At 72.9% G+C, this 25908-nt stretch carries 26 protein-coding genes; 10 read left to right on the plus strand and 16 right to left on the minus strand.

The window, feature by feature from the left end; all coding sequences use genetic code 11:
• Positions 1 to 341 precede the first annotated feature (341 nt).
• Positions 342 to 800, minus strand: coding sequence for a redox-sensitive transcriptional activator SoxR (gene soxR, locus ACIGYR_RS23380; protein ID WP_201821671.1), 459 nt, complete (start codon positions 798 to 800; stop codon positions 342 to 344).
• 114 nt (positions 801 to 914) lie between these two features.
• On the opposite strand from soxR, the gene ACIGYR_RS23385 reads away from it, so the two are divergent.
• Positions 915 to 1376 carry a MaoC family dehydratase gene (locus ACIGYR_RS23385; RefSeq protein ID WP_399601132.1) on the plus strand — a complete coding sequence of 154 codons (462 nt, stop codon included), beginning with the start codon at positions 915 to 917 and terminating at the stop codon, positions 1374 to 1376.
• Between the two features lie 21 nt (positions 1377 to 1397).
• On the opposite strand, the gene ACIGYR_RS23390 is transcribed toward ACIGYR_RS23385, so the two are convergent.
• Positions 1398 to 2021, minus strand: coding sequence for a TetR/AcrR family transcriptional regulator (locus ACIGYR_RS23390; protein ID WP_391844919.1), 624 nt, complete (start codon positions 2019 to 2021; stop codon positions 1398 to 1400).
• A 136-nt stretch (positions 2022 to 2157) separates the two neighbouring features.
• Positions 2158 to 3309: an acyl-CoA dehydrogenase family protein gene (locus ACIGYR_RS23395; protein WP_399601368.1), complete on the minus strand. Its 1152-nt coding sequence runs from the start codon at positions 3307 to 3309 to the stop codon at positions 2158 to 2160.
• Between the two features lie 102 nt (positions 3310 to 3411).
• Between ACIGYR_RS23395 and ACIGYR_RS23400 the strand changes: the two genes are divergently transcribed.
• The 3 genes from ACIGYR_RS23400 (at position 3412) to ACIGYR_RS23410 (ending at position 5981) form a co-directional block, all read left to right on the plus strand.
• On the plus strand, positions 3412 to 4047 hold the full coding sequence (locus ACIGYR_RS23400) for a TetR/AcrR family transcriptional regulator (protein WP_399601135.1): 636 nt from the start codon (positions 3412 to 3414) through the stop codon (positions 4045 to 4047).
• A gap of 46 nt (positions 4048 to 4093) precedes the next feature.
• Positions 4094 to 4807 (plus strand): ArsR/SmtB family transcription factor, encoded by a 714-nt coding sequence (locus ACIGYR_RS23405; protein ID WP_399601137.1) that lies wholly within the window; start codon positions 4094 to 4096, stop codon positions 4805 to 4807.
• 232 nt (positions 4808 to 5039) lie between these two features.
• Positions 5040 to 5981 carry a DMT family transporter gene (locus ACIGYR_RS23410; protein ID WP_391844284.1) on the plus strand — a complete coding sequence of 314 codons (942 nt, stop codon included), beginning with the start codon at positions 5040 to 5042 and terminating at the stop codon, positions 5979 to 5981.
• Between the two features lie 3 nt (positions 5982 to 5984).
• On the opposite strand, the gene ACIGYR_RS23415 is transcribed toward ACIGYR_RS23410, so the two are convergent.
• The 9 genes from ACIGYR_RS23415 to ACIGYR_RS23455 all read right to left on the minus strand — a co-directional run bounded on the left by ACIGYR_RS23415 (position 5985) and on the right by ACIGYR_RS23455 (position 16611).
• The gene (locus ACIGYR_RS23415) at positions 5985 to 7067 is read right to left on the minus strand and encodes a Zn-dependent alcohol dehydrogenase (RefSeq protein WP_399601142.1); all 1083 of its coding nucleotides are present in this window, start codon (positions 7065 to 7067) and stop codon (positions 5985 to 5987) included.
• Between the two features lie 15 nt (positions 7068 to 7082).
• A complete protein-coding gene (locus ACIGYR_RS23420; protein WP_399601145.1) occupies positions 7083 to 8471 on the minus strand; it encodes an aldehyde dehydrogenase family protein in 1389 nt (462 codons plus the stop codon).
• Between the two features lie 156 nt (positions 8472 to 8627).
• Positions 8628 to 9332 (minus strand): class F sortase, encoded by a 705-nt coding sequence (locus ACIGYR_RS23425; RefSeq protein WP_399601148.1) that lies wholly within the window; start codon positions 9330 to 9332, stop codon positions 8628 to 8630.
• Complete coding sequence (locus ACIGYR_RS23430) at positions 9319 to 9999, minus strand: hypothetical protein (RefSeq protein WP_399601151.1); 681 nt, start codon at positions 9997 to 9999, stop codon at positions 9319 to 9321. The genes ACIGYR_RS23425 and ACIGYR_RS23430 overlap by 14 nt, the downstream gene beginning before the upstream one ends.
• 102 nt (positions 10000 to 10101) lie before the next feature.
• Positions 10102 to 11340 (minus strand): MFS transporter, encoded by a 1239-nt coding sequence (locus ACIGYR_RS23435; protein WP_399601153.1) that lies wholly within the window; start codon positions 11338 to 11340, stop codon positions 10102 to 10104.
• Positions 11341 to 11362: 22 nt separating this feature from the next.
• Positions 11363 to 12811, minus strand: coding sequence for a CitMHS family transporter (locus ACIGYR_RS23440; RefSeq protein WP_399601155.1), 1449 nt, complete (start codon positions 12809 to 12811; stop codon positions 11363 to 11365).
• Between the two features lie 124 nt (positions 12812 to 12935).
• A complete protein-coding gene (locus ACIGYR_RS23445; RefSeq protein WP_399601158.1) occupies positions 12936 to 15176 on the minus strand; it encodes a molybdopterin oxidoreductase family protein in 2241 nt (746 codons plus the stop codon).
• A gap of 103 nt (positions 15177 to 15279) precedes the next feature.
• Positions 15280 to 15897 (minus strand): TetR family transcriptional regulator, encoded by a 618-nt coding sequence (locus ACIGYR_RS23450; protein ID WP_399601160.1) that lies wholly within the window; start codon positions 15895 to 15897, stop codon positions 15280 to 15282.
• 156 nt (positions 15898 to 16053) lie between these two features.
• Positions 16054 to 16611, minus strand: a complete 558-nt coding sequence (locus tag ACIGYR_RS23455; protein WP_399601162.1) for a hypothetical protein — start codon at positions 16609 to 16611, stop codon at positions 16054 to 16056.
• A gap of 151 nt (positions 16612 to 16762) precedes the next feature.
• Between ACIGYR_RS23455 and hmgA the strand changes: the two genes are divergently transcribed.
• Genes hmgA through ACIGYR_RS23470 form a run of 3 tightly spaced genes read left to right on the plus strand, consistent with a single transcriptional unit; the run spans position 16763 to position 20087 of the window.
• Positions 16763 to 18097 (plus strand): homogentisate 1,2-dioxygenase, encoded by a 1335-nt coding sequence (hmgA, locus tag ACIGYR_RS23460; RefSeq protein WP_399601165.1) that lies wholly within the window; start codon positions 16763 to 16765, stop codon positions 18095 to 18097.
• A 45-nt stretch (positions 18098 to 18142) separates the two neighbouring features.
• Positions 18143 to 18889, plus strand: coding sequence for a GntR family transcriptional regulator (locus ACIGYR_RS23465; protein ID WP_399601168.1), 747 nt, complete (start codon positions 18143 to 18145; stop codon positions 18887 to 18889).
• 43 nt (positions 18890 to 18932) lie between these two features.
• The gene (locus ACIGYR_RS23470; protein WP_399601171.1) at positions 18933 to 20087 is read left to right on the plus strand and encodes a type ISP restriction/modification enzyme; all 1155 of its coding nucleotides are present in this window, start codon (positions 18933 to 18935) and stop codon (positions 20085 to 20087) included.
• A 52-nt stretch (positions 20088 to 20139) separates the two neighbouring features.
• Here the strand turns inward: ACIGYR_RS23470 and ACIGYR_RS23475 are convergent, their stop codons facing one another.
• Complete coding sequence (locus ACIGYR_RS23475) at positions 20140 to 20850, minus strand: TetR/AcrR family transcriptional regulator (RefSeq protein ID WP_391844262.1); 711 nt, start codon at positions 20848 to 20850, stop codon at positions 20140 to 20142.
• A 63-nt stretch (positions 20851 to 20913) separates the two neighbouring features.
• Between ACIGYR_RS23475 and ACIGYR_RS23480 the strand changes: the two genes are divergently transcribed.
• Genes ACIGYR_RS23480 through ACIGYR_RS23490 form a run of 3 tightly spaced genes read left to right on the plus strand, consistent with a single transcriptional unit; the run spans position 20914 to position 23924 of the window.
• On the plus strand, positions 20914 to 21870 hold the full coding sequence (locus tag ACIGYR_RS23480) for an ATP-binding cassette domain-containing protein (protein ID WP_399601174.1): 957 nt from the start codon (positions 20914 to 20916) through the stop codon (positions 21868 to 21870).
• Complete coding sequence (locus tag ACIGYR_RS23485; protein WP_399601177.1) at positions 21867 to 22646, plus strand: ABC transporter permease; 780 nt, start codon at positions 21867 to 21869, stop codon at positions 22644 to 22646. The genes ACIGYR_RS23480 and ACIGYR_RS23485 overlap by 4 nt, the downstream gene beginning before the upstream one ends.
• Positions 22647 to 22703: 57 nt before the next feature.
• Positions 22704 to 23924 (plus strand): CaiB/BaiF CoA transferase family protein, encoded by a 1221-nt coding sequence (locus ACIGYR_RS23490; protein WP_399601180.1) that lies wholly within the window; start codon positions 22704 to 22706, stop codon positions 23922 to 23924.
• Positions 23925 to 23977: 53 nt separating this feature from the next.
• On the opposite strand, the gene ACIGYR_RS23495 is transcribed toward ACIGYR_RS23490, so the two are convergent.
• From ACIGYR_RS23495 to ACIGYR_RS23505, 3 genes are all read right to left on the minus strand, one after another.
• On the minus strand, positions 23978 to 24247 hold the full coding sequence (locus tag ACIGYR_RS23495; RefSeq protein WP_391844254.1) for a hypothetical protein: 270 nt from the start codon (positions 24245 to 24247) through the stop codon (positions 23978 to 23980).
• Positions 24248 to 24372: 125 nt separating this feature from the next.
• On the minus strand, positions 24373 to 25221 hold the full coding sequence (locus ACIGYR_RS23500) for an anti-sigma factor domain-containing protein (RefSeq protein WP_391844253.1): 849 nt from the start codon (positions 25219 to 25221) through the stop codon (positions 24373 to 24375).
• Entirely contained in the window at positions 25218 to 25811 is a 594-nt protein-coding gene (locus ACIGYR_RS23505) for a sigma-70 family RNA polymerase sigma factor (RefSeq protein ID WP_399601184.1), read from the minus strand. Before ACIGYR_RS23505 ends, ACIGYR_RS23500 begins: the two co-directional genes overlap by 4 nt.
• Positions 25812 to 25908: the final 97 nt, after the last annotated feature.

A 25908-nucleotide genomic window follows, 5' to 3' on the forward strand; every position in this document is an offset into this window, starting at 1 on the left:
CACCGCCGGCTACGTCCGCAGTCACTCACCGGCGCCCCCAGGGCCGCGGAGAACTGCACGAGCGCCCACCACACCCCCCGGTCACCCGGCACCACCAGTTCCCCACAACCCACAGCACCACCACCCCCCAGGGGCGCGAGGAACGGCGCGACCAACCACAACAGACCCGCACCCGGCAGACGGCACAGAAGCCCCCCACATCCGCCGAATACCCCAACCGACAGCACCCCACAACCCACAGCACCACCACCCCCCAGGGGCGCGAGGAACTGCGCGACCAACCACGACGGACCCGCACCCGGCAGACGGCAGACGGCGGACGGCGGTGCCGGCGGCAGCCGTCAGCGCCGCTCCGCCATAAGGCGCGACCCCGTCAGCCGTTCGCCGAACACGTCGTCCGGGTTGGACAGCACACACGTCTCCAGCGACAGGCACCCACAGCCGATGCAGTCGGTGAGATGGTCACGCAAACGGTTCAGCTGCTGGATCCGCTCGTCCAGTTCCGAACGCCACTTCTCCGACAGCCGCGCCCAGTCCTCCCTGGTCGGCGTCCGTTCCTCGGGCAGTTCGGCCAGGGCGTCCCGGATCGTGGCCAGCGGGATGCCGACCCGCTGGGCCGCGCGGACGAAGGCGACCCGGCGCAGGGTGTCACGGCTGTACCGGCGTTGGTTGCCGGAGGTGCGCCGACTGGAGATCAGCCCTTTGGACTCGTAGAAGTGCAGGGCGGACACCGCGGCTCCACTACGCGCGGCCAGTTGGCCGACGGTCAGCTCGTGGATCTTCTCAGGAATCTGGGGCACTCCCCAGAGATTACAGAGACCTCTCGGGCCGCCCGGCCGGTCATCCGTTGACATCGACCCCCCGCCCGACCATGCTAAGCAGTTGCTTAGAGACGCGAGCGAGAGGCCGGGAACATGGCAGAACCGAGGACCTTCACCTCCCCCGACGAGCTGAAGGCGGCCGTGGGCGAACAGCTGGGCACGACCGACTGGCTGGAGGTCGACCAGAAGCGGATCGACCTGTTCGCCGAGGCGACCGGGGACCACCAGTGGATCCACGTGGACCCCGAGAAGGCCGCCGCCGGCCCGTTCGGGACCACCATCGCCCACGGCTATCTCACCCTGTCGCTGCTCCCGATCTTCGGGCCGCAGCTCATCCGGGTCGAGGGCGTGAAGATGGGCGTCAACTACGGAACGAACAAGGTCCGCTTCCCTTCCCCCGTCCCCGTCGGGTCCCGGCTGCGCGCCACCGCGAAGATCACCGGCGTCGAGGACGTCACCGGCGGTGTGCAGGTGGCGCTCGCGTTCACCGTGGAACGTGAGGGCGGCGAGAAGCCGGTGTGCGTGGCGGAATCGGTGGCCCGTTACTACCTGTAGCCCCTGCGGGCCGTGGCCGGCCTACCCGGCCCCGACCATGCGCAGCACGAGGTCGGCGTAGAGCGCGCCGACCTCCTCGGGGGTGCGCGGGCCGTCCACGGTGAACCAGCGCGCCACGTCGATGCACAGCGACAGCACGGCGAGCGTGGTCCCGTGCACGTCCAGGACGTCGAACTCGCCCGAGGCCACGCCGTCCTCGATGATCCCGCGCACCTCGGCGTCCACCTGGCGGCGCAGCGCGACGATCTCCGCGCGGGCGTCGGGTCCGAGGGCGTCGAGCTCGTACTGCACGACTCGGGCGGTGGTGCGCCGGCCGGCGTGCCAGCGGACGAAGGAGCTGACCGCGTCGGCCAGCCGCTCCCCGGCTCCGCCCTCGCGGCGGGCCGCGGTGCGCAGGATGTCGAGGGCCTTGTCGTGGCCGATCCGGCTGATCCGGTGGAGCAGCTCTTCCTTGGTCTTGTAGTGGATGTAGAGCGCGGCCGGGCTCATGCCGGCGCGGCCCGCGATGTCCCGGGTCGTCGTCGCGTGGTAGCCACGCTCGGCGAAGGCATCCACGGCGGCGACCAGCAGCCGCCGGGCCGCGTCAGGGGTGACCTCTTCCCACGGCTCCACTTCGCCGCCGGTCGTCTCCTCCGCCGTACTCATCGCTCGCTCGCCCCTCTCGGTCAGGAGCACCACCATACCGCCGACGATGAGCGAGCGCTTAGCGCGGCCGGGCAGAGCTTTCCGGCGGGGCGGCGGGCGGAGCCTTCCACCGGGGCGCGGTGACGGGCGGCGGACGTCAGAACGCCGAGACCCCCGTCAGGGAACGGCCGATGAGCAGCTTCTGGATCTGGCTGGTGCCCTCGTAGAGCGTCATCACGCGGGCGTCGCGCAGCAGTTTGCCGGCCGGGTACTCATCGATGTAGCCGTAGCCGCCGAAGACCTGAAGGGCGTTGTTCGCGGCGCGGACGGCGGCCTCGGAGGCGAACAGCTTGGCCTTCGAGGACTCGACGGCGAACGGCTCGCCGCGGTCGATCAGGTCGGCGACCCGCCAGGTCAGCAGCCGGGCCGCGTCCACGTCGACGGCGATGTCGCTGATCAGCTCCTGCACCAGCTGATGACGGGCGATGGGCTTGCCGAACTGCTCGCGCTCACCGGCGTACCGCACGGCCGCGTCCAGCGCCGCCTGGGCTATCCCGACACAGCCGGCGGCCACCGACATCCGCCCCTTGGCCAGCGCGGACATGGCGACGGAGAAGCCCTTGCCCGCCTCGCCGAGCATCGCCGAGGCGGACACGCGCACGTCCTGAAGCACCAGCTCGGCGGTGGCCTGGCCGCGCAGGCCGAGCTTGCCGTGGATGGTACGGCGGGTCAGGCCGGGGGTGTCGGTGGGAACCAGGAAGGCGGACACGCCCTTGTGGCCGGGGGCGTCGGTGGAGCGGGCGAAGAGCAGGACGACGTCCGCCCAGGTGCCGTTCGTGATGAACATCTTGGTGCCGTTGATGACGTAGTCGTCACCCTCACGCACGGCCCGGGTGGTGAGGTTGCCGGCGTCGGAGCCGGTGCCGGGCTCGGTGAGCCCGAAGCAGCCGACGTACTCACCGGCGGTGAGCCCCGGCAGCCAGCGCCGCTTCTGCTCCTCGGTCCCCCAGGCGGCGATCGACTTGGCGACGAGCCCGAGGGAGACGGAGACGATCCCGCGGACCGAGGAGTCGCCGCGCCCCAGTTCCTCGGTGACCAGGCAGTAGGCCAGGTGGTCGCCGCCGGAGCCGCCGTACTCCTCGTCGACGGTCAGCCCGAGGAAGCCGACCTCACCGAGCTTCTTCACGATGCCCCGGTCGACCTCCTCGGCACGGTCCCAGGCGACCACGTGCGGGGCGATCTCGCGCGCCACGAAGTCCCGGGCGAGCTGCCGTACGGCCGTCTGCTCCTCGCTGAGCCCCAGGTTCACCACGAGATCACCCCATACCAAACGGATCCATCGCCGGATCTTGAAAACCGTACATTTAAATTAGCACTGCTAGTTTCTGTCCGCAGCCCTACTATGTGCGCCATGGCCCGACCACGCAAGCCCCTCCTCAGCACCGACCGGATCGTCGAGACGGCCCGGGAGCTCGTGGACCGGGAGGGCCTCGCGGCCGTCTCCACGCGCCGGCTCGCGGCCGAGCTGGGGGTGAGCGGGCCCTCGCTCTACAACCACTTCCGCACCAAGGACGACATCCTGGAGGCGGTCGCGGACTCGGTGAGCGCACTGGTCGACCTGTCGATGTTCGAGGACGGCCGCGCCTGGCGCACCGCGCTGCACGACTGGGCCGTGTCCTACCGGGCCGCCCTGCGCGACCACCCGAACATCGTCCCCGTCCTCGCCCGCGGCCCCGGCCGCCGCCCCGCCGCGCTGCGTCTTGCCGACGCGGTCTACGGCGCGATGGTCGACGCGGGCTGGCCACCGGCGCAGGCCACCTCCATCGGCGCGCTGATGCGGTACTTCATCATGGGGTCGGCGCTCGGTTCGTTCGCCGGCGGCTTCGTGGACGACGCGAGCGCGTACGACCCCGCCGACTACCCCCACCTCGGCCAGGCCCACCTGCTCGCCGAGCAGCAGGAGAAGATCGACGAACGGGCCTTCGAGACGGGGCTCGGCGCGCTGCTCGACGGGCTGGCGCAGCAGTACGAGCAGGTACGGGTGTGAGGACGCTTCGGCCGTCACCGAAGCGTCGATGCCGCATGCTGAACGCATGGGAATCGAGAACCCCCAGGCCGCGGGCCTTGCCGCGCTGGCCGGGCTGATCGCGGACCGGACCCGGGCAGCGTGTCTGCTGGCACTGCTGGACGGCCGGGCGTGGACGGCCGGTGAGCTGGCCCGGCATGCCTCAGTCGCCGCGTCCACCCTCAGCGAGCACCTGGGCAAGCTGGTGACCGGCGGCCTGCTCACCGAGGAACGCCAGGGCCGGCACCGGTACGTCCGGCTGGCCGACGCGCGCGTGGCACAGCTGGTCGAGGATCTCGCCGCGCAGGTGTCTCCGGCGGTGGCGCGGCACGCTCCACGCGGCCTGCGGGAGTCCGGCGCCGGGGCCGCCATGGCCCGGGGCCGTACCTGCTACGACCATCTCGCCGGGCGGCTGGGCATCGCGGTCACCGACGCGCTGACCCTGCGGGGGCTGCTGCGCCAGGACACCGGGTTCGCGCTCACCGACGCCGGGGTCGAGTGGTTCGGTGCGGCGGGCATCTCCCTCGACCTCTCCGGCCGGCGTCCCCTGGCCCGCGCGTGCCTGGACTGGACGGAGCGGCGGCCTCATCTCGCGGGGTCGGCGGGGGCGGCCTTGTGCGGGCATGCGCTGGACGCGGGGTGGTGTGTCCGGATCGGCTCGCAACGGGCCGTGAAAGTGACTCCGCCGGGAGAGCGTGCGCTGTCCGACCTGCTGGGCATCCCGCCCAGCGCCCTGCGCTGAGTGCGGCCACCAGGGCGGCCGCACGCCCGTATGCCGGGCGCGGGCCGGCCGTCCGGCCGGTGCCGGGTGCCGGTCCGGGCGCAGGCCCGGGGCCGTCCGGCCGGTGCCGGGTGCCGTGGCCGATCGCGTGGTTCCCACGCCCTGGGCGGCTCGTCACCGCGACCCCGCGGCACCGGGCGCCCCGTCCGCCACCCGCCAGCCGTGAGACCTGTTCGTATCTAACCTCGGGAGCATGATGAGCACCGACCGGAACCGCCCCCGCATACTCGCCACCGGCGCCGCCGCCGTCACCGTCGTGCTGTGGGCCTCCGCCTTCGTGTCGATCCGGAGCGCGGGCGACGCGTACTCCCCCGGTGCGCTGGCCCTCGGCCGGCTGACGGCGGGCGCCCTCGCCCTGGGAATCGTCTGGGCCGTACGCCGGGAGGGACTGCCGCCCAGGGCCGCCTGGCGCGGGATCCTGCTGTCCGGGGTGCTGTGGTTCGGTTTCTACATGGTCGCCCTCAACTGGGGCGAGCAGCAGGTGGACGCGGGGACGGCGGCGCTGCTGGTGAACGTCGGCCCGCTGCTGATCGCCCTGCTGGGCGCCCGGCTGCTCGGCGATCCCATGCCGCCGAGGCTGGTCGCGGGGATGGCGGTGTCCTTCGCGGGCGCGGTGACGGTGGGGCTGTCGATGTCGAGCGGTGGCGGGTCCTCCGTGCTCGGCGTGGCGCTGTGTCTGGTCGCGGCCGTCGGGTACGCCTTCGGTGTCGTCGCGCAGAAGCCCGCGCTCGGCCGGGCGAGCGCGCTCCAGGTGACGACGTTCGGGTGTCTGGTGGGCGCCGTGGCCTGTCTGCCGTTCGCCGGGCAGCTGGTGCACGAGGCCGCCCACGCCCCCGTGTCGGCGACCCTGAACATGGTCTACCTGGGCGTCTTTCCGACCGCGCTCGCGTTCACCACCTGGGCCTACGCGCTCGCCCGCACCACCGCCAGCCGGATGGGCGCGACGACGTACGCCGTGCCCGCGCTGGTGGTGCTGATGTCGTGGGTCGCGCTCGGCGAGGTGCCGGGGGTGCTCACGCTGGCGGGCGGTGTGCTGTGTCTCGCCGGGGTGGCGGTGTCGCGGTCCCGGGCGCGCCGCGGTCGGGCGGCGGCTCGGGCCACGGCCCCGGAGCCGCGGCCCGAGAGGGTGCCCTGAGCGTCAGAAGACCACCAGCGCCCGGCCGCCCTTGCCCGCGAGCATGTTCTCGAAGGCGGCCGGAATGCCTTCCAGGCCGATCCGTTCCGTGACCAGCACGGACAGGTCCAGGCGTCCCTCGCGTACGTGCGCGGCGAGAACCGGCAGGTCACGGGCCGGGTCGCTGTTGCCGTAGACGCAGCCGGACAGTGTGCGGCCCCAGTGGAAGATCTCCAGGGCGTTGAAGGTGACCTGCTGGTCCTTGCCGCCGATGCCGACGACCGTCGTACGGCCGCCCCGGCGGGTGGAGTCCCAGGCCGCGCGGATCGACACGGCGCGGCCCACGCACTCCACGGCGACGTCGACGCCCTGCTTGCCCGTCAGGGCGCGGATCTCCCGGGGGGTGTCCTCGGAGGCGAGCACGTAGTCGGTGGCGCCGGCCGCGCGGGCCAGCTCCTCCTTGCCGGGCGAGACGTCGACCGCGATGATCCGGGACGCGCCCGCGATGCGGGCCGCCTGGAGGGTGGCCAGGCCGACCCCGCCGGCACCGAACACGGCGACCGTCTCGCCGGGTCGGACGCCGGCCGAGTGGTGGACGGCGCCGTAGCCGGTGAGTACCGCGCAGCCCAGGAGGGCGGCGTCCACCAGCGGCACCCCCTCGGGCAGCGGCAGCACACAGGACGCGGAGACCACCGTCTCCTCGGCGAACGCGGCGACGTTCAGGCCGGGATGCAGGTCGGTGCCGTCGGCGGTGCGGGCGTACACGTCGGCGGCGCCGTTCAGCGCGTTGGCGCACAGCCAGACCTCACCGAGCGTGCAGGCGTGACAACTGCCGCAGGACGGAGCCCAGTTGAGGAGGACGGGGGCGCCGGGTGAGACATGGGTGACGCCCTCGCCCACGGCGACGACCGTGCCGGCGCCCTCGTGCCCGAGGACGGCCGGGACCGGCACCCGCATGGTGCCGTTGGACAGCGACAGGTCGGAGTGGCAGACACCGGCGGCGGCGAGGCGGACCCGGACCTGACCGGGACCCGGATCCGGAAGGTCGATGCCGGTGATCTCCAGCGGCGCGCCGATGGCGGGAAGGACGGCGGCTCGTACGGCCATGGGTCTCGGACTTCCTTAGAACTGGAGGGACTTGGTCTGGAGGTACTCGGCGAGTCCGTGCGAGCCGAGTTCCCGGCCGACGCCGGACTGCTTGTAACCACCGAAGGGCGCGAGGGGGTTGAACCGGCCGCCGTTGATGTCGACCTGGCCGGTGTCCATGCGGCGCGCGAAGGCCACCGCCTCGGCCTCTTCGGCGGCCCAGACGGCGCCCGCGAGGCCGTACACCGTGCCGTTGGCGATGCGCAGGGCGTCGTCCTCGTCGTCGTACCGCAGGATCGACAGCACCGGGCCGAAGATCTCCTCCTGGGCGATCGTCATCTCCGGGGTGACGTCGGCGAACACGGTCGGGCTGACGTAGTAGCCCTGCTCGCGCGGGGCTTCGGGGCCGCCGGCGACCAGCCGGGCGCCCTCGGCGAGGCCCTTCTCGATGTACCCGCGCACCCGCGCCTGCTGCCTGGCGCTGACCACCGGCCCGATGCGGTCGCCGTACTTGGCGGCGGCGGCTCCGGCCAGCTCGACGGCCTCGTCGTACCGGTCGCGGTGCACCAGCATGCGGGTCCAGGCGCTGCACGTCTGGCCGGAGTTGGACATCACGTTGGCGACGCCGACGTTCACCGCCTTGGCGAGGTCGGCGCTCGGCAGGATGACGTTGGCGGACTTGCCGCCCAGTTCCAGGGCCACCTTCTTCACGGCCGCGCCGGCCACCGCGCCGATCTGCCGGCCGACCGCCGTGGAGCCGGTGAAGGAGAGCAGGTCCACGCCCGGGTGCTCGGCGAGGGCCTGCCCGGCGACCGGGCCGAGGCCGGTGACCAGGTTGAACACGCCCGCGGGTACGCCCGCCTCGTGCACCGCCTCGGCGAACAGCTGGGCGGTGAGCGGGGTGTCCTCGGCGGGCTTGAGGACGACCGTGCAGCCCGCGGCGAGGGCCGGGGCGACCTTGGCGACGATCTGGTGGAGGGGGTAGTTCCAGGGAGTGATGGCGCCGACCACGCCGATCGGCTCGTGCAGGACCGTGGAGTTGCCGACTTTCTCCTCGAAGGGGTGGGTCGCGGCCAGCTCGGCGTAGGAGCCGGCGACCGCGATCGGTACGCCGGCGTGCACGGCCTGGGAGAACTGCGGGGGCGAGCCCAGTTCGGCGGTGACCGTCTCGGCGATCTCGTCCTTGCGTGCCACGAGGGCGTCCCGCAGGGCGGCGAGGCGGGCGGCGCGCTCGGCCGGGGGCGTGGCGGCCCAGGCGGGCAGGGCGGCGCGCGCGGCCCGGACGGCGGTGTCGACGTCCAGTGCCCCGCCCGCCGGGACGCGGCCGATGACCTGCTCGTCGGCGGGGTTGACGACCTCGATCACGTCCCTGCTCTCGGCCGGGCGCCAGGCCCCGTCGATGTACAGGCCGTCATGTGCCTTCATGCTGTTTCCTCCCGGCGGATCCGCGTCGTCCGGCACAACAAACTAGCGGTGATAGTTTTGTTGCGCCAGACATTCCTGGGCCGCGGACGTACCGGGACATCATCCCGAACGGCCCGGCCGGTGCGGGCACCGCGTCCGCACCGGCCGGTCCACCGGTCATTTCGTGGCGGTGAGATGGGCGAAGACCACCACATTGCTGGTGTAACCGGTGCGCCGGCTGAACAGGCCACCACAGGTGATGACCCGCAGCTCCGGGCGCCCGGTCGCGCCGTACACCTCCTTGTCGGGGAAGCCGAGCTTGTCGAAGACCTTCACCCGGTCCACGGAGTAGACGGCGGTACGCCCGTCCACGCGTCCGACCTCGACGGTCTTGCCCGGCTTGGCCTGGGCGAGCCCGGCGAACACGGCCGGTCCGGTCCTGGTGTCGCGGTGGCCGACGGCGATCGCGGTGCCGGCTTCACCCGGCGTGGGGCCACCCTCGTACCAGCCGACCAGCTTGGGTCTGTCGACGGGCGGCGTCTCCAGCTGCCGGTCCCGGTCGAGCCGGAGAGGGATGACCGGGGCGTCGATCCCCAGGGAGGGCACACGGAAGGACGTCGGCCGGGACCGGGGCAGCGGGCGGGGCGGCGGCGGAGGAGGGCCGGTGGGCGTGGGGTCGGCCGTGCCGGACCCTTCCCGGCCAGCGGCCCGGCCGGAGTCCGCGCCGGCGGCCGCCACGGTGTGGCCGCCCGCCCGGCCGGGCCCCGCCGGCCCGCACCGGGACCACATGGTCGTCAGGACGACGACCAGCACGGCCGTCCTGGCGAGGCGGTAGGCGCGGGTCCGGTACCAGGGCCTGCGTCGATACCTACGCTGCACCATGGGGACGCCGGCGGATCAGCCGGAAGTACACGGCACCGCAGACGGCGACCAGACCCACGGCCGCCGCCGCGGCCACCGGCGAGTACGCGGCGGCCGTGTCGATGAGGCCGCCGCCGCCCGCGTGCACGCCGCCCTTCGGGGGCTGCTGGTCGTTCTGCCCCCAGGTGCCGTTGCCCTGCTGGTGGTCCTCGATCTGTCCGCCCGGGCCCTGAGCGCCGTCGTGCTCGCCCTCGCGGCAGTTGACCCGGAAGACCTTCTCCTTCACGGCGGCCGGTGTCCCCACGGTCCAGCTGATCTTGTACTGCCCGTCCGCCAGTCCGAGCGCGTCGGTGTGCCCCGCACCGCCGGCGAGCTGGATGACACCCGTCACGGTGGCGGCGGTGGGCAGCGGGGGCTGCGGCGTGACGGTGTAGGCGATGGTGGTCAGGTCGTCGAAGTTGACGGCCTCGAGGAAGAACTTGCAGACGACCGGGTCGTCCTTCGACGAGCCCGTGAGCGACGTCACGAAGGGCACGCGCGCGTTGTGGATCCGGATGTCGCCGTTCTCCCCCTGGGCCACCGCGCTCGGCGCCGCCACCCACGACGCGCCCGCCGCGGCGAGGGCGGCGAGGACGACTGTGGAGCCCGCGCGGGAGCCGATGGCACGTGGGGGTGTCAGGGTGGGCATGCGCAATCCTCCGAGTTCAGACGATTTTCATACAAATCGCTCTTTCGCCTGGACTCTCCTTCATGGGCCGCGCAGCCTCCGGCAGCGACGCCCGGCGCGCCGTCAGATTTCGCTCGCGCGGCGCAATCCCGGGCGCTGGGACCGCTCCCGCGTCACCCGCTCGGACGCGTCCTCAGGGCGTCCCGGCGACCGCAGCGACACGCCCGACGACACCAGCAGCAGGGCTCCCAGCATCACGAACGGGGCCGCCACCCCCGCCAGACCGGCGAGCAGACCCGCGGCGGCGGGAGCGGCGACCTGGCCGAGCCGGTTGCCGGTCAGACGCAGGGCGAGGGCGGTGGAGCGGGCCTCTGCGGGTGCGGCCCGCACCACCGTCGTCATCGACAAGGGCTGGCCCACACCCAGACAGAAGCCGAGGACCGTCAGCAGCGCGCCGAGCGCCCACACCGGCACCGGCAGCGCGACCGACGCGCACAGCAGGGCCGCCAGCAGGCAGGTCACGGTGAGCAGCGCGGACCGTCCGAGCAGCCGGAGCAGCGGGGTGAGGACGAGCCGGCAGGCGATGGTGGCGCCGGCCCGGAGGCTGAGCAGGACGCCGATCACCGAGGGCGCGATGCCCCGGTGCTCGCCGACCACCGGCAGATAGGCGGTGAGGACGTCGGTCGCGGACAGCGCCGACAGACTGATCAGCATGCCCGCGGGCACGCCCCGGGCGCGCAGGATGCCGGCGACAGGAACGCGTCCGCCGTGCGGGGAACGGGAGTTGACGGCCGTGGGGTCCTCGATGCGCCACAGCGAGGTGAACGCGATCGCCGCGCCCACGCCCGCCGTGACAAGGGCGAGCGCGCTGCTGTGCGCCATGTCGGAGCCGCCGATGAGGCCGCCCGCGGCCACGGGTCCGACGAGCTGGCCGAGCGAGGCGCCGATGGTGAAGTGGCCGAAGTTCCGGTCCTGTTCGCGCGGTGCGGACTGGCGGGCCACCAGCGACTGGGCGCCGATCACGAAGCACAGGTGGCCGAGTCCCATCACCCCGCTCCACAGCGCCATCGCCCACAGGGAGTTCACGACTCCGCTGAGGACGCAGCCGCCGGCGATGAGGACCACGCCCGCCGGCAGGAGGGGCGCGCAGCGACCGTGGTCGGTGCGGCGGCCGAGCGGCACGGCGGCGAACAGCGGCAGCAGGGCGTACACACCGGCGATCACCCCGACCGCCCGTTCGTCGGCGCCCAGCGCGAGGGCCCGGTAGGAGACGGCGGGCCGGGCCATCGACACCGCCCCCTGCGCGCAGCCGAAGGCGATGACGAGACGGAGCAGCCAGCCGCGGTTCCCGCCGGGCGCCATGGGTGAGGTCCTTTCCGGAGGCTCAGACGATGCCGAACAGGATCCCCGCCCCGAGGACCACCAGTGAGGTGAGCGCGGCCCACTTGACCACGAACCGGGTGTGGTCGCCGAACTCCACCTTGGCCATGCCGACCAGGACGTAGACGGCCGGGACGAGCGGGCTGGACATGTGCAGCGGCTGGCCGACGATCGAGGCGCGGGCGATCTCGAGGGAGGAGACGCCGTGCGCCTGGCCCGCCTCGGCGAGCACCGGCAGGATGCCGAAGTAGAAGCCGTCGTTGGACATGAAGTACGTGAGGGGGATGCTCAGCACGCCGGTGACGAAGGCCATGTGCGGGCCCATGCCGGCGGGGATGTTGTCCACCAGCCACTTGGCCATGTGGTCGACCATGCCGGTGCCCTGCAGGACGCCGGTGAAGACGGCGGCGGCGAAGACCATGCCGGAGACGTTGAGGACGTTCTCCGCGTGGGCGGCGATACGGGCCTTCTGGTCCGGCATGTGCGGGAAGTTGACCGTCAGGGCGAGGGCCGCGCCGATCAGGAACAGTACCGGGATCGGCAGCCACTCCGTGATCATGGCGGTGAGCAGGGTGACCGTGAGCAGCGCGTTGAACCAGTACAGCCCGGGGCGCAGGGTGGGGCGGTTCGGGTCGAGGCCCTGGAAGCCGTCGCCCTCGGGCTCGCCGGCCAGGTCCACGCCCGGGCCGTGGCCGCCGGCCTGCTGCGTCTCCTGGCCCGAGCCGCCGGCCTGCTGCGCCTCCTGGCCGGAACGGGCGGCCGGCTGCGCCTCCTTGCCGGAACCGGCGCCGACCAGCACCGGCTCGGTCTCCTCCACCAGCACCGCGTCCAGCGTGAGCACGCCGAGCCGCTTGCGCTCGCGGCGGCCGAGGACGTAGGCGAGGACGAGGACGAACACCAGGCCCATAGCGAGGGCCGGGATCATCGGCACGAAGATGTCGCTCGCGTCCACCTTCAGCGCGGTGGCGGCCCGGGCGGTGGGACCGCCCCACGGCAGCGTGTTCATCACGCCGTTGGCCATGGCGGCCACACCCGTCATCACGACCAGGGACATCTTCAGACGCTTGTACAGCGGGTACATCGCCGAAACGGTGATCATGAAGGTGGTGGAGCCGTCGCCGTCCAGGGAGACGATCGCCGCGAGCACCGCCGTACCGACCACGATGCGCAGTGGATCGGCCTTGCAGAACTTCAGGATGCCCCGCACGACCGGGTCGAAGAGGCCGACGTCGATCATCACACCGAAGTAGACGATCGCGAACATGAGCATCGCCGCGGTGGGGGCGAGGCCGGTGACACCGTCGATGACGTAGTCGCCGAGCCCGGCGCCCTTGCCCACGAACACGCAGAACAGCGCGGGGACGAGCACGAGCGCCGCGATCGGCGACATCTTCTTCAGCATGATCAGGACCAGGAAGGTCGCGATCATGACGAAGCCGAGGATGGTCAGCATGAATGGATACCTAACGTTCGCCCTTGAACATCCCACCTGGGGGTCGGCGGTGCGATGACGTTAGGTCCGTTCGCACGGCGTTAACAAGATGTTGACGCGCGAGCAATAAGCGCAAAAGTCCAGGTCACGGCGATGCCACGGATGCGGTCAGCTCGACGGGGACGCCGTTGAGCACCGCGTTGCCCGAGAGCGGGTCGAGCAGACTGCCGTCGAGCAGCTGGTTGACGTTGACGCCGGGGTCGGCGCCGGCGTGGCGCAGCCGGGTGCCGGGCCGGTCGTGGCCCCAGCCGTGCGGCAGGCTCACCACTCCGGGCCGGACGCCGTCGGTGACCTCGGCCGGAACCACCACCTCTCCCCCGGCGCCCTTGACGCGCACGTCCGCGCCGTCCCGGATGCCGAGGCGGACGGCGTCCTCGGGGTGGATGTGCACGGTGCAGCGGTTGCTGCCGCCGGTGAGGGCGGGCACGTTGTGCATCCAGCTGTTGTTGGAGCGCAGATGGCGGCGGCCGACGAGGACGAGGCCCGCGGGCCGTTCGCGCAGGGCCGCACGGAGCCGGGGCAGATCGCCGGCGATCGGCTCGGGCAGCAGCTCGACCTTGCCGCTGCGGGTCCTCAGCGGCTGCGGCAGACGGGGGCGCAGCGGGCCGAGGTCGATGCCGTGGGGGTGGTCGAGCAGCCTGGCCAGGGTCAGCCCGTCGGGCCGGGCGCCGAAGCCGTCGCCGTACGGGCCGAGGCGCAGCATCAGGTCGAGCCGCCGTTCGGGGCCGTTGTCACCGGTGAGCCGGGCCGCGAGGTCGTGCGGGTCGCGGCCGTGCACCGGCGAGTGCTCGTCCCGGACGGCCTTGCCGAGGGTCTGATCGATGACCATGGTGTCGACGGCGGCCGGGTCGGTGCCGTGCATCCCGCTCGCGGCGAGGATCAGCCGGGCGAGGATCTCGCTCTCCGCCATGCGGCCGGGCTCCAGCGGGACCGCGGGGCGGGTGTAGCGGACCTGGTTGCGGACGGCGAGGGTGTTGAAGGCGAAGTCGTGGTGCGGGCTCTGGGCGGGCGGCGGCGGGGGCAGGACGACGTCGGCGTGGCGTGCGGTCTCGTTCAGGTAGGGGTCGACGCTGACCATGAAGTCCAGGGAGTCCAGGGCCTTGTCGAGCCGGTCGCCGTCGGGCGCGGACAGCACGGGGTTGGCGGCGACGGCGATCAGGGCGCGGACCGGTGTGCCCGTGTCGGTCGCGGTGTCGATCTCCTCGGCCAGCGCGGAGAGCGGCAACTCCCCCTTCGCCTCGGGGTGTCCGCTCACCCGGGAGTGCCAGCGGCCGAGCGCGAAGCCGCGGCCCGGGCCCGCCGGACGGGGTGTCCGGTCGGTGGCGGCCTGCGGGAAGAGGGCGCCGCCGGGGCGGTCCAGGTTGCCGGTGAGGATGTTGAGGACGTCGACCAGCCAGCTGGCCAGGGTGCCGTGCGGGACAGTGCAGCTGCCGATGCGGGCGTAGACGGCGGCGGTGGGCGCGGCGGCGAGTTCGCGGGCGAGGGTGCGGATGACACCGGCGTCCAGGTCGCAGGCGGGGGCCACGGCTTCGGGCGTGAAGTCGGCCAGTGCCTCGCGGAGTTCGCCGAGACCCTGGACGTGCGGGGCCAGGTCCTTGAGGTCGGCCAGGTCTTCCGCGAAGAGGGTGTGCGCCATCGCGGCGAGCAGCAGGGCGTCGGTGCCGGGACGGATCGCCAGGTGCCGGTCGGCGAGCCGGGCGGTGCGGGTGCGGCGGGGGTCCACGACGGTGAGCCGGCCGCCGCGGGCCCTGAGGGCCTTGAGCTTGCCGGGGAAGTCGGGGGCGGTGCACAGACTGCCGTTGGACTCCAGGGGGTTGGCGCCGATGAGGAGCAGGTGGTCGGTGTGGTCCAGATCCGGTACGGGGATGGCGTTCGCGTCCCCGAACAGCAGGCCGCTGGAGACGTGCTTGGGCATCTGGTCGACCGTGGAGGCGGTGAACAGGCTGCGGGTGCGCAGGGCGCCGAGCAGGACCGGCGGGTAGAGGGCGCCGGCCACGGTGTGCACGTTGGGGTTGCCGAGGACCACGCCGACGGCGTCGGGGCCGTACCGCTCCACGACCGGGCGCAGGCCCGCGGCGACCGCGTCGAACGCCTCTTCCCAGGTGGCCTCGCGCAGTTCCCCGTCCGTGCGGACGAGGGGGCTGCGCAGCCGGTCGGGGTCGCCGTCGACGGCACCGAAGGAGGCGCCCTTGGGGCAGATGAACCCCTTGCTGAAGACGTCCTCCCGGTCGCCGCGGGCGCCGGTGACGCGGGCACCCTCGATGGTGAGGGTCAGCCCGCAGGTTGCCTCGCACAGGGGGCAGATTCGCAGGGCGGTGCGGGACACGGGTCCTCCCGGAGGTCGGCGGCGGGCTCGCCCGAGCGCGGACAGGCCGGGGGTGAGCATACCGACCGGTATGGATGCTGGGGAGGCCCTTGAGCGGGACCGTTCAGTCCAGCAGGCGTCCCAGATAGGCGCGCAGCAGTTCCCGGGTCTCGGCGATGATCGCCTCGTCCCCCTGCGGATCGACCCGGAAGGCCAGCTGGACGAGGGTGTCGGCGCTCTCCACGGCGATCAGGAAGGCCCGCCGCAGGTCCGCGTCCGGGGTGCGGGCGAGGTAGCCGGCGAGCAGATCGATGAGCCGGTCGGCGACCCGGGTGTTGGGCTCGCCGTGGCGGGAGCCGACCGGGATCTGATTGCCGAAGTCCACCAGGGAGAAGCCGGGCGCGGTCCGCTTCATGGCGAGGTACTCCTCCAGGACGGCGTCCATCGCGGCACGCCAGTCCCCCTGGCCGGTCTCCTTCAGCCGATCCGTGACGCGCTCGACGTACCGCTCCAGGTTGCGCTGGGCGAGGGCGCCGGCCATCTCCCGCTTGTTGCCGAAGAAGCGGTAGACCGAGCCGATGGGGACCTGGGCGCGCTGGGCGACCGCGCGCGTGCTCAGGGCGTCGTAACCGACCTCGTCGAGGAGGTCGGCGCAGGCGTCCAGGATCCTGGTCAGCCGTTCGGCGCTGCGCCGCTGGACGGGCGCGCGGCGGAGCGATGTCGCGTGGGGCACGGGCTTCATGATGCCTTTCCGCCGGGGCCGGGTGAACCTCACCCCACGGTACGAAGACGGGTGGCCTGTGCACTCATTCGCCGGTGGCCCTCGTTCACCGACGGTCCTCCCTTGCGGACACTCCCCGTTCACCGGCCGCGCTCATTCCCCGTTGACCGGCCGCGCTCATTCACCGACGACGGCGGACGCGGCTGTGGCCGGCGGCTCCGCGGCGTCCGTCTCCACGTCGGACACCGTGATGTCGGCGGTGCTCTGGACCGGTTTGCCGCGCACGGCCCACACCGTGCCGTCGTCGGCGTACAGGCGGGCGGTGATCTGGTGGGTGCCGTGCGGGACGAGGCCGGCGGCCAGATGGTAGGCGGGGGTGCGCAGCCGGGCGATCCGGCGGCCGTCCACGAAGAGGTGGGCGAGCCCGCGGCCGATGGCCGCCGCCGGCCGGGCGCCGGGCGCGGAGCACCGGAAGTGACGGAACGCCAGCCGGACGTCCCAGCCTCCGGCCGAGTCCGGGGTGACCTCGACGGCGACCTCGGGAGCGTTCCGCTTGGGCACCTCGCGCAGATTGCGGCCGGTCTCGTCCGTCTCGTCCAGGACCTTTCCCACGGGCGAGGGCGAGACCGTACCCCCGTGCGCCTCACCGGTTGAGCAGGCCACCGCTCCGCACGACAGCAGGACGCACACCGCGAGCGCGGCGAGAGGTCCACGCCTCCATTTCCTCCACGACATGACCGGGAGCGTAGAACAGCGCCCCGTCACCCCGGATCCCCCTGAAGTCTGGTTCGCGCCCTACCCCGCCGGGGGGACGCCGGGCCCCCTTGCGCGGACCTCCGCTGATTCCTACGGTGTCGCATAGGAATCGAAAGCACGAGGAGCGAGCATGAGCGGGGACGCACGGAAGACCGCCGAGGGGCTGTCGTATCTGACCGGCTTCGGTAACGAACACGCCTCGGAGGCGGTGCCGGGCGCCCTGCCCGAGGGCCGCAACTCGCCACAGCGCGCGCCGCTCGGCCTGTACGCCGAGCAACTGAGCGGTACGGCGTTCACCGAGCCGCGGGCGGACAACCGGCGCTCGTGGCTCTACCGCATCCGTCCGTCGGCCGCGCACCCGGCGTTCATCCGCACCGACAACGGCGCGCTGCGTACGGCCCCCTTCGCCGAGACGGTGCCCGACCCCAACCGGCTGCGCTGGAACCCGCTGCCGGAGCCCCCGGCCGGCACCGACTTCCTCGGCGGCCTGTGGACGCTGGGCGGCAACGGCGACGCGGCCCAGCGCTCCGGCATGGCCGTGCACCTGTACCACGCCAACGCCTCGATGGACCGGGTCTTCTCCGACGCCGACGGGGAGCTGCTGATCGTGCCCGAGCGCGGCGGGCTGCTGCTGCACACGGAGTTCGGTCGGCTGCATGTGGAACCGGCACATGTGGCGTTGATCCCGCGCGGGGTGCGCTTTCGTGTGGAGCTGCTGGACACCACAGCCGAGGGCGGGCAGGGCCCGACGGCCCGGGGCTATGTGTGCGAGAACTATGGGGCGCCGTTCCGGCTGCCCGACCTCGGGCCGATCGGCGCCAACGGGCTCGCCAACGTCCGGGACTTCCGGGCGCCGGTCGCCGCGTACGAGGACGTCGAGGGCCCGGTGGAGGTGGTGAACAAGTTCTGCGGCAACCTCTGGACGGCGACCTACGACCACAGCCCCCTGGATGTGGTGGCCTGGCACGGCAACCATGTGCCGTACGTCTATGACCTGCGCCGTTTCAATGTGATCGGCAGCATCTCGTACGACCACCCGGATCCGTCCGTCTTCACGGTCCTGACCTCCCCGTCGGACACCCCGGGCCTGGCCGGCGTGGACTTCGTGGTGTTCGCGCCGCGCTGGCTGGTGGGCGAGGACACCTTCCGGCCGCCGTACTTCCACCGGAACGTGATGAGCGAGTACATGGGCCTGATCGAGGGCGCGTACGACGCCAAGGCGGAGGGCTTCGTGCCCGGCGGCGGCTCACTGCACAACATGATGTCGGCACACGGCCCGGACCGGGAGACCTTCGACAGGGCGAGCGCCGCCGAGCTGAAGCCGCAGAAGATCGACGACGGCCTGGCCTTCATGTTCGAGACCCGCTGGCCGGTGACGCTCACCCCGCACGCGGCCCGGGCGGACCATCTCCAGCAGCGCTACGACGAGGTGTGGCGGGGGCTGGAACGCCACTTCCGGGCATGACGGCAGCGTTGCGCCGGATGTTCTTCGCCAGGTACGGATAGCCGCGTGACCTCTTTCGCTCCGGATTCGATCGTCCTGAACCGCAAGCTGCCGCTGTGGTACCAGGTGTCGCAGTCGCTGCGCGCCTCGATACTGGGCCGCTCGCCCGAGGACCCGCTGCGTCTGCCCACCGAGGAGCAGCTGGCGGAGCACTACGGCGTGAGCGTGCTGACCATGCGGCAGGCACTGAAGGAACTGGAGGACGAGGGCCTGATCAGCCGGCACCGGCGGCGCGGCACCTTCATCGAGCCCGGGGTCCGGCGCGGGGCACCGGTGCGGTTGCTGGGCTCGGTGGACGCCATCGTGGCCCAGCAGTCCGGGATGACGACCGAGCTGCTGGACCACGGCCGGGTGCCGGTACCCGCCGGGCTCGCCGAGTACTTCCCGGACCTCGCGGAGGTGGCGGCGTACCACCGCCTGCGCAGCGACGAGAAGACCGGCGAGCCGACCAACCACGCCGTCAACCACGTCCGTCCCGATCTGGCCGAGCGCATCGACCCGGACGATCTGGTCCGCTGGCCGATGACGAAGGTGCTGCGGGACGTGGTGAAAGCGGACATCAGCCGGATCACGGACACCGTGGAGGCGCGGCTCGCCGACCCGGAGACGGCCCGGCTGCTCGAAGTGCCGTTGCTCAGCCCGATCCTGCACTACACGGGCGTGACGTACGACACCGAGGGCCGGGTGCTGGACGTGGCGGTCATCCACTACCGGGGCGACCGCTTCTCGTTCACCGTGACCTTGGAGGCGTGAGCGCTCCGCCGGTGCGGCGCCTCGTGGAGAGCGCTGCCGTACCATGCCGAGCGTGACGCACGACGACGCTCCGCCGCTGGCGGACCTCATGCCGTGGTCCGTCGCCCCTCTGCGGCTGGGCCGCGCCTGGCCGGCGGCACCCGATCCGGCCTCGCCGAAGGCTCGCTGGGACGCCCTGCTGAAGGCCGAAGGCCCGGATCGGGAGGCCCTGTTCGAGCCGACCCGCGCCCGCACGCTCCAGTCCGCGGTGGGCCAGCTGCCCGGCCAGTCCACCGGTACGCGGCGGCTCGCACGCGCCGAGGGGCCCTGCGCCGAGCCGGTCCGGGTGCTGGCCGCCCCGTTCGACGAGCAGTGGCTGATCCCGGACCACCGGCTGATCGACACGGCCCGGCCGGAGCTGTGGCGGGTGGCGGACGCCCGTCAGGTCTTCACGGTCGAGACGGGGGACGCCGACCTCCCGCTGCTGGCGACCGCGCTCCTGCCCACCCTGCGCACCGGCCGCGTCCGCCCGCTCCACCGCCGCCCCGGCGGCAGGGAACCGAACCTCGCCCCGGGCCTGCTCGACCATCTGTCGGCCCGCCTGGGCGTGCGCCCCACGGCTCCGGACGTGCTGGCCTGGATCCTGGCGACGGCACGCCCGGACCTCACCGTCCCGCTCACCGACGACCCCAGACTGTGGGCGTCCGGCGTGGAGCTGGGCCGCCGGGCACGGTGGCTGATGCTTCGCGACGGCGAACGCCCCAGGCTGCCGGGCGGTCGCCGGCCGTACGTCCGCGCACCCCTGCCGAGCCGTCCTCTCGGCCTGCGCTACGACCGGGACGAGGAGACCCTGCACCTGGAAGAGGGCCGTGTCTCCCCCGTCCCGCCCGAGGCGTGGGACTACCAGGTGGCCGGAGCCCGGGTGCTGGAGTCCTGGTTCGCGGCCCGCACCGGGCCGGCCGAACTGGGCACGCTCGCCGCCATCCGCCCGCTGACCTGGCCGCAGAGCTGGACGTCGGAACTGCTGGAACTCATCACGGTCCTGACCCTGCTGGCGGAACTGCGGTCGGCCCGGGCCGACTTGACGGTGACGTCGTCGGTCACGGCGGCCGACCTGCGGCAGGCGGGCGTCCTGCCGGTAGCGGAGTCGTCCCGCCGTCCCGCCTCGGTCCTGGACCATCACGAGGAGGGCCCGGACGGGCAGTTCGCCCTGCTCTAGGGCCTGTCGTCCGCCGACGGCCGCGGTCACCCGGCCCGCCGCACCTGCCCGGCTAGCGCGGCGCGAACGCGTCGAGGACCCGCTCCACCGCCCGCTCGAACACCGCCTCCAGATCGATCGGCCCGGCATCCTCCCGGAACGCCGCCGCCATCCGCGGGTACGCGCCGGAGGCGAGCCGGCCGCCCAGATAGGCGATGCGTACCGCGTTCTCGTCCTCCTCCGACCAGGGCAGGGTACGGGCCCGCTCGGCGGTGTCGAGTTCGTTGCGGACGTACGTCGTCACGACGCCGTTCAGCATGGCGATCAGCTCGAACTTCGTGCCGTACGCGCCCCCCAGCGGATCCAGGCAGGCCAGGCAGTGTTCCAGGAAGCGCAGGGCGTGCGGGCTGAAGCCGTAGACCGGGGACATCAGGCGCGGCACCCACGGGTGGCGCCCCATCAGCGCGCGGGTCTGGTACGCCACCCGGCGCAGATCGGCCCGCCAGTCGCCGCTCGGCTCCCACAGTTCGTGCTCCGCGCTGACCGCGTCCACCATCAGCTCGTACAGGTCCTCCTTGCGGGGGACGTAGTTGTACAGCGACATGGTGCCGCAGCCCAGCTCGGCCGCGACGTGCCGCATCGACACCGCGTCGAGCCCCCGCGCGTCGGCGATCCGCACGGCCGCGGCGGCGATGTCGTCGCGGGTGTACGCCGGCTTCGGGCCCCGGCCGGTGCGCTCGGGGCGCGCCCAGATCACCTCGGGGACGGCCCCTCGATCTGCCATCGGTCATCACCTCGGTCACCATCCTAGTTACGTACAGCGTACGTAGTGCGCTATGGTGCCCGCATGACTACTACGTACGCCGTACTTAGTGAGGGTCTGGAGAAGCGCTTCGGTGCCGTGCACGCCCTGCGCGGGCTGGACCTGGCCGTCGCCGAGGGCACGGTCTGCGGGCTGCTGGGGCCCAACGGGGCGGGAAAGACGACGGCGGTGCGGCTGCTGACCACGCTGCTGCGCCCGGACGGCGGGTCGGCCCGGGTCGCCGGGCACGATCTCGTCCGGGAGGCGGCGGCCGTGCGCCGCCGGATCGGGGTCACCGGGCAGTACGCCTCGGTCGACGGGGACCTCACCGGCCGGGAGAACCTGCGCCTGTTCGCCCGGCTGCACCGGGTACGCGGCCCGGCCGGCCGCGCCGAGGAACTGCTGGAACGCTTCGGTCTGACCGAGGCCGCGAACCGGAGGGCGTCGACGTACTCGGGCGGCATGCGGCGCCGCCTGGACCTCGCCGCGAGCCTGGTCCGCCGCCCCGACGTGCTCTTCCTGGACGAGCCGACCACCGGACTCGACCCGGCCAGCCGCGCCCGCATCTGGCAGGCGGTGCGCGAGCTGAAGACGGACGGCACCACCGTGCTGCTGACCACCCAGTACCTGGAGGAGGCCGACCGACTCGCCGACGGCATAGCCCTGGTGGACCGGGGCCGGGTCGCCCGCACCGGCTCGCCCGCCGAACTGAAGGCGCTCGTCGGGTCGCATGTGGAGGCGGTCGTCGCGGACGCCGGCGCGCTGCCGCGGGCGGCCGCCGTGCTCGACCGCCTGACCGGCCGGGAGCCGGTGTTCGACCGCGAGCGGAACGCCGTCGGCGCGGTCACCACCGATCCGACCCTGACCCTGCCCCGCCTGGTGCGCGAACTCGACGCGTCCGGCGTGCCCTTGCTGGACGCGGGCATCCGGCCGCCCACCCTCGACGACGTCTTCCTGCGGCTCACCGGGGAGACCACCGGCAGCAAGGAGCGTGTGGCATGAGCGCGCTGGCGTACGACGGACTGGCGATGACGGGCCGCCAGCTGCGGCGGGTCCGCAACAATCCGGGGCTGGCGATCCTCACCCAGATGATGCCGGTCAACATGCTGCTGTTCTTCGGCTACGTGTTCGGCAGCGCCCTGGCGATGCCCGGCCGCGAATACCGTTCCTTCCTCGTGCCCGGGCTGCTCGTCGCGACCGCGGCCGGCGGGCTGATGACCGGCATGTTCCAGGCCGCCCAGGACACCCACCGGGGTGTGACGGACCGGTTGCGCACCATGCCGGTGAGCCGGGCCGCCGTACCGCTCGGCCAGGCCGTCGCGGATCTCGTCGTGACGGCCGTCGGGACCGTGCCGCTGCTGCTGGCCGGGCTCGCGGTGGGCTGGCGGATCGAGGGGTCCCCGGCCGCGGCGGCCGGTGCCGTGGGGCTGCTGCTGCTCTTCCGGTTCGCCTGCACCTGCGCCGGCGTCTTCCTGGGTCTGCTGACCCGCAGCGAGGAGGCCGCCGGACAGCTCGGCGCCTCCTCCTTCGTGCTGCCGCTGCTGTCGAACGCCTACATCCCGACGGACGGTCTGCCGGGCTGGCTGCGCACGCTCGCCGAGTGGAATCCGATCAGCGCGGTGACCACCGCCCTGCGGGACCTGTTCGGCAACGCGCCCGTCCCGGCGGGCGCCGCCTGGCCGGTGGCCCACCCGGTCGCCGGGGCGCTCGGCTGGTGTCTCGTCCTGACCGCCGTGTTCCTGCCGCTCGCGGTGCGTGGGTACGCGCGGGCCGAGTGAGCCGGCACCGCCGGCGCACTGCTGACAGAACCGCCGCTCAGGGGCCATGATCCGGTCATGGATCAGCCGATGGATCAGCCCGTGCGTCAGCAGCCCCTGCCCCTGGAGGGCATCACCGTCGTCGCCGTCGAACAGGCCGTGTCCGCGCCCTTCGCGACCCGGCAGCTCGCCGACCTGGGCGCTCGGGTCATCAAGGTGGAGCGGGTCGACGGCGGCGACTTCGCACGCGGATACGACACCGCGGCCCGCGGTCTCGCCTCGCACTTCGTGTGGTGCAACCGTGGCAAGGAGTCCCTCGCTCTGGACCTGAAGGACCCGCGCGGGCTGGACGTCGTGCGGCGGCTGGTCGCGGACGCGGACGTGTTCGTGCAGAACCTCGCGCACGGGGCGGCGGCCCGGCTCGGCCTGGACGCGGCCACGCTGTGCGCCACGCACCCGCGGCTGATCGCCGTGGACATCTCGGGCTACGGCGGCTCGGGACCGTACGCGGACAAACGGGCGTACGACATGCTCGTGCAGTGCGAGGCGGGGCTGGTGTCGGTGACCGGGACCCCGGAGCAGCCGGTGAAGGCGGGCATCCCGGCGGCGGACATCGCGGCGGCCATGTACGCGTTCTCCGGTGTGCTGGCCGCGCTGGTGCGGCGCGGGACGACCGGGCGGGGCGGGCCGGTGGAGGTGTCCATGCTGGAGGCGCTCGCCGAGTGGCTGGGCCATCCGCTGCACCATGCGATGCACGGAGGCGAGCCGCCGGCCCGGACCGGTCTCGCGCACGCCGTCATCGCCCCGTACGACGCCTATCCGACGGCGGACGGCGGGCGGGTGCTGCTGTCCGTGCAGAACGACCGGGAGTGGCGGCGGCTGGCCGAACAGGTCATAGGCCGCCCCTCGTTGGCCACGGACCCCGCCTACGCGACCAATGCCGCGCGAGTGGCGCACCGGGAGCGGACCGACGCCCTGGTGGCGGAGGCGCTGCGAGTCCTGGGCACCACGGAGGCGCTGGCCCGGCTGGAGCGGGCCGGGATCGCCTGTGCCCGGCTGCGGGATCTGCACGAGCTGGCGGAGCATCCGCAGCTGGCGGCCCGGGGGCGATGGCGCCAGGTGGGATCGCCGGCCGGACCGCTGAAGGCGCTGCTGCCCCCCATCACACTGCCGGGCGGGGGCGAGGCACGGATGGGTGACGTGCCCGCGCTCGGACAGCACACCGGAGCGCTGCTGCGTGCCGTGGGAATGACAGACGACGAGATCGCAGCGCTACGCCGGGACGGTGTGGCAGCCTGAGCGCGGGCATCCCCGCGCGGGGTGACCGGTCGGTGACCCTGTTCGGCAGCCGGTCAGTGATCGCCGAACAGTGAACGGCGCAGCCTGCGCAGCGGCGCGAAGAGGGAGACGCGGCTGACCCGCCTGCCCCGGTCGCTGCGCTCGTGCACGGAGTCACGCGCTGTCAGCTCGCGCATCAGCGAGGTCGCCTCGATCGTCTCCCGCTGCGGTATGGCGGGACCCGCCAGCACCGACAGATGGCGGTCGAGACGCGAACTGGTCGCGCTGCTTCCGCAGGTGATCGCAGGGACCCTGGCCCTGCTGCGCACTGTTATCTGTTCCATGTCACTCCCCACCCGTACGAGTCACCCGGCCCGGGCAGGGTAACCCTATCGCCCCATGGGGGCACGCGTGTATCTCGGCCACAGGATTCACCTTCCCCGTAAGGGTGTTGACCATCCCCTTACGACTACTCTCCGAATCCAACCGATTTCAGGGTGAGTTGGACAAGCGGCTGGCTGGTCGGTTGTGCTGAGCCGCCGTCCGGCTCGACGGTTACGGCGAGTGACGTCGAGGAGGTGTCGAGACCCTTCGCCACCAAGGGCGTGTCGCCCGCGAGCAGGCCCAGGGAACGCGGTTGTGCACGGGGGCGCATGAGCCAGAGCTGGTGTACGTGCCCGCCGGGCGGGGTGCCGTATCCGCTGAGGGTGACGACTGCCTCGTGCGCGGAGGCGGAAGCGATCACTCCGATACTCCGGCCGCCTCCGTCCTCGCTGCTCGCCGTGCGGGCGTCGGGAGCGGCCAGAACGTGGGCGATCTCACGTGCCCGGGCCTGCTCGGCGGTGAGCCGGTCCTCGGTGCGGTGCGCCTGGACCGCGAAGAGGGAGGCGACGACGAGGGCCGCGGCGGCGGTGGCCGTGGCGAACGGGGCGAAACGGGGGCGCCCCCGGGGCGTACGCACGCGTCCCGGCGGGGGCTGGGTGCCCCAGACATGCGGCGGCAGCCGGCGCGCGCCCCGCCGGGCCGGCGCCTGCTCCTGCGGGGTGGCGCGGTTCCCGGCCGGCGCCCGCTCCTGCGGGGTGGCGCGTACGGCGGCCAGCACCCGGTCGCGCAGGGCGGCGGGCGCGGGGGCGGCGGCGGACCAGGCGAGGCGGACCGCGTCCTCGGCCAGGTCCCGTATCTCGGCGGCACAGCGGTCGCAGCGCGCCAGGTGCTTCTCGAAGCGGCGCCGCTCGTCCGGTTCGAGGGCGTCGAGCGCGTAGGGCGCGGCGAGGGAGTGCGGATCCTCCCGGCGCAGCAGCCGGCCGAGGATGCTCATGCGGCGCCTCCCAGGCACTGGCGCAGCCGGGTGAGTCCGTCGCGCATTCGCGTCTTGACCGTACCGAGCGGCAGCGAGAGCCGTTCGGCCACCTCACGGTAGGTGTAACCGTCGTAGTAGGCGAGGGTCACCGACTGGCGTTGCAGGGCGGTGAGCCGGTTCAGACACCGGCGCACCCACTCGCGTTCCAGACCGGCCTCGACCTCCTCGGCCACCTGGTCGAACGCGGGTTCCCCGGCGCGCAGGGCCTCGCGCTGCTCGCGTTCCCCGGCCGCGCGGGCGCTGCGCACCCGGTCGACGGCGCGGCGGTGGGCGAGGGTGAGGATCCAGGACAGGGCGCTGCCCCGGCCGGGATCGAACCGGGCGGCGGAGCGCCACAGTTCCAGCAGCACCTCCTGGGCGACCTCCTCGGACTGGGCGGGGTCGCGCACCACCCGGCGTACCAGCCCGAACACGGGCCCGGACACCAGTCCGTACAGTTCCTCGAACGCCCTCTGGTCGCCGTCCGCCACGAGGACCAGCAGTTCATCCGCCTGTCTGCCGGCCCCCTCTCGGTGGCCGCAGCCGGCTCTTCCCCGCGTACCGCGCATCCGCACCGCACACACCTCCCCGAGGTGATACGGATCTGCGGGCCGAAAACGCGGGTCCGGGACAGGGAAAAAGTTTTTCTCCGCGGACCAAACCGAT

Source organism: Streptomyces sp. NPDC053076 (genome assembly GCF_044546845.1).
GTDB lineage: Bacteria > Actinomycetota > Actinomycetes > Streptomycetales > Streptomycetaceae > Streptomyces.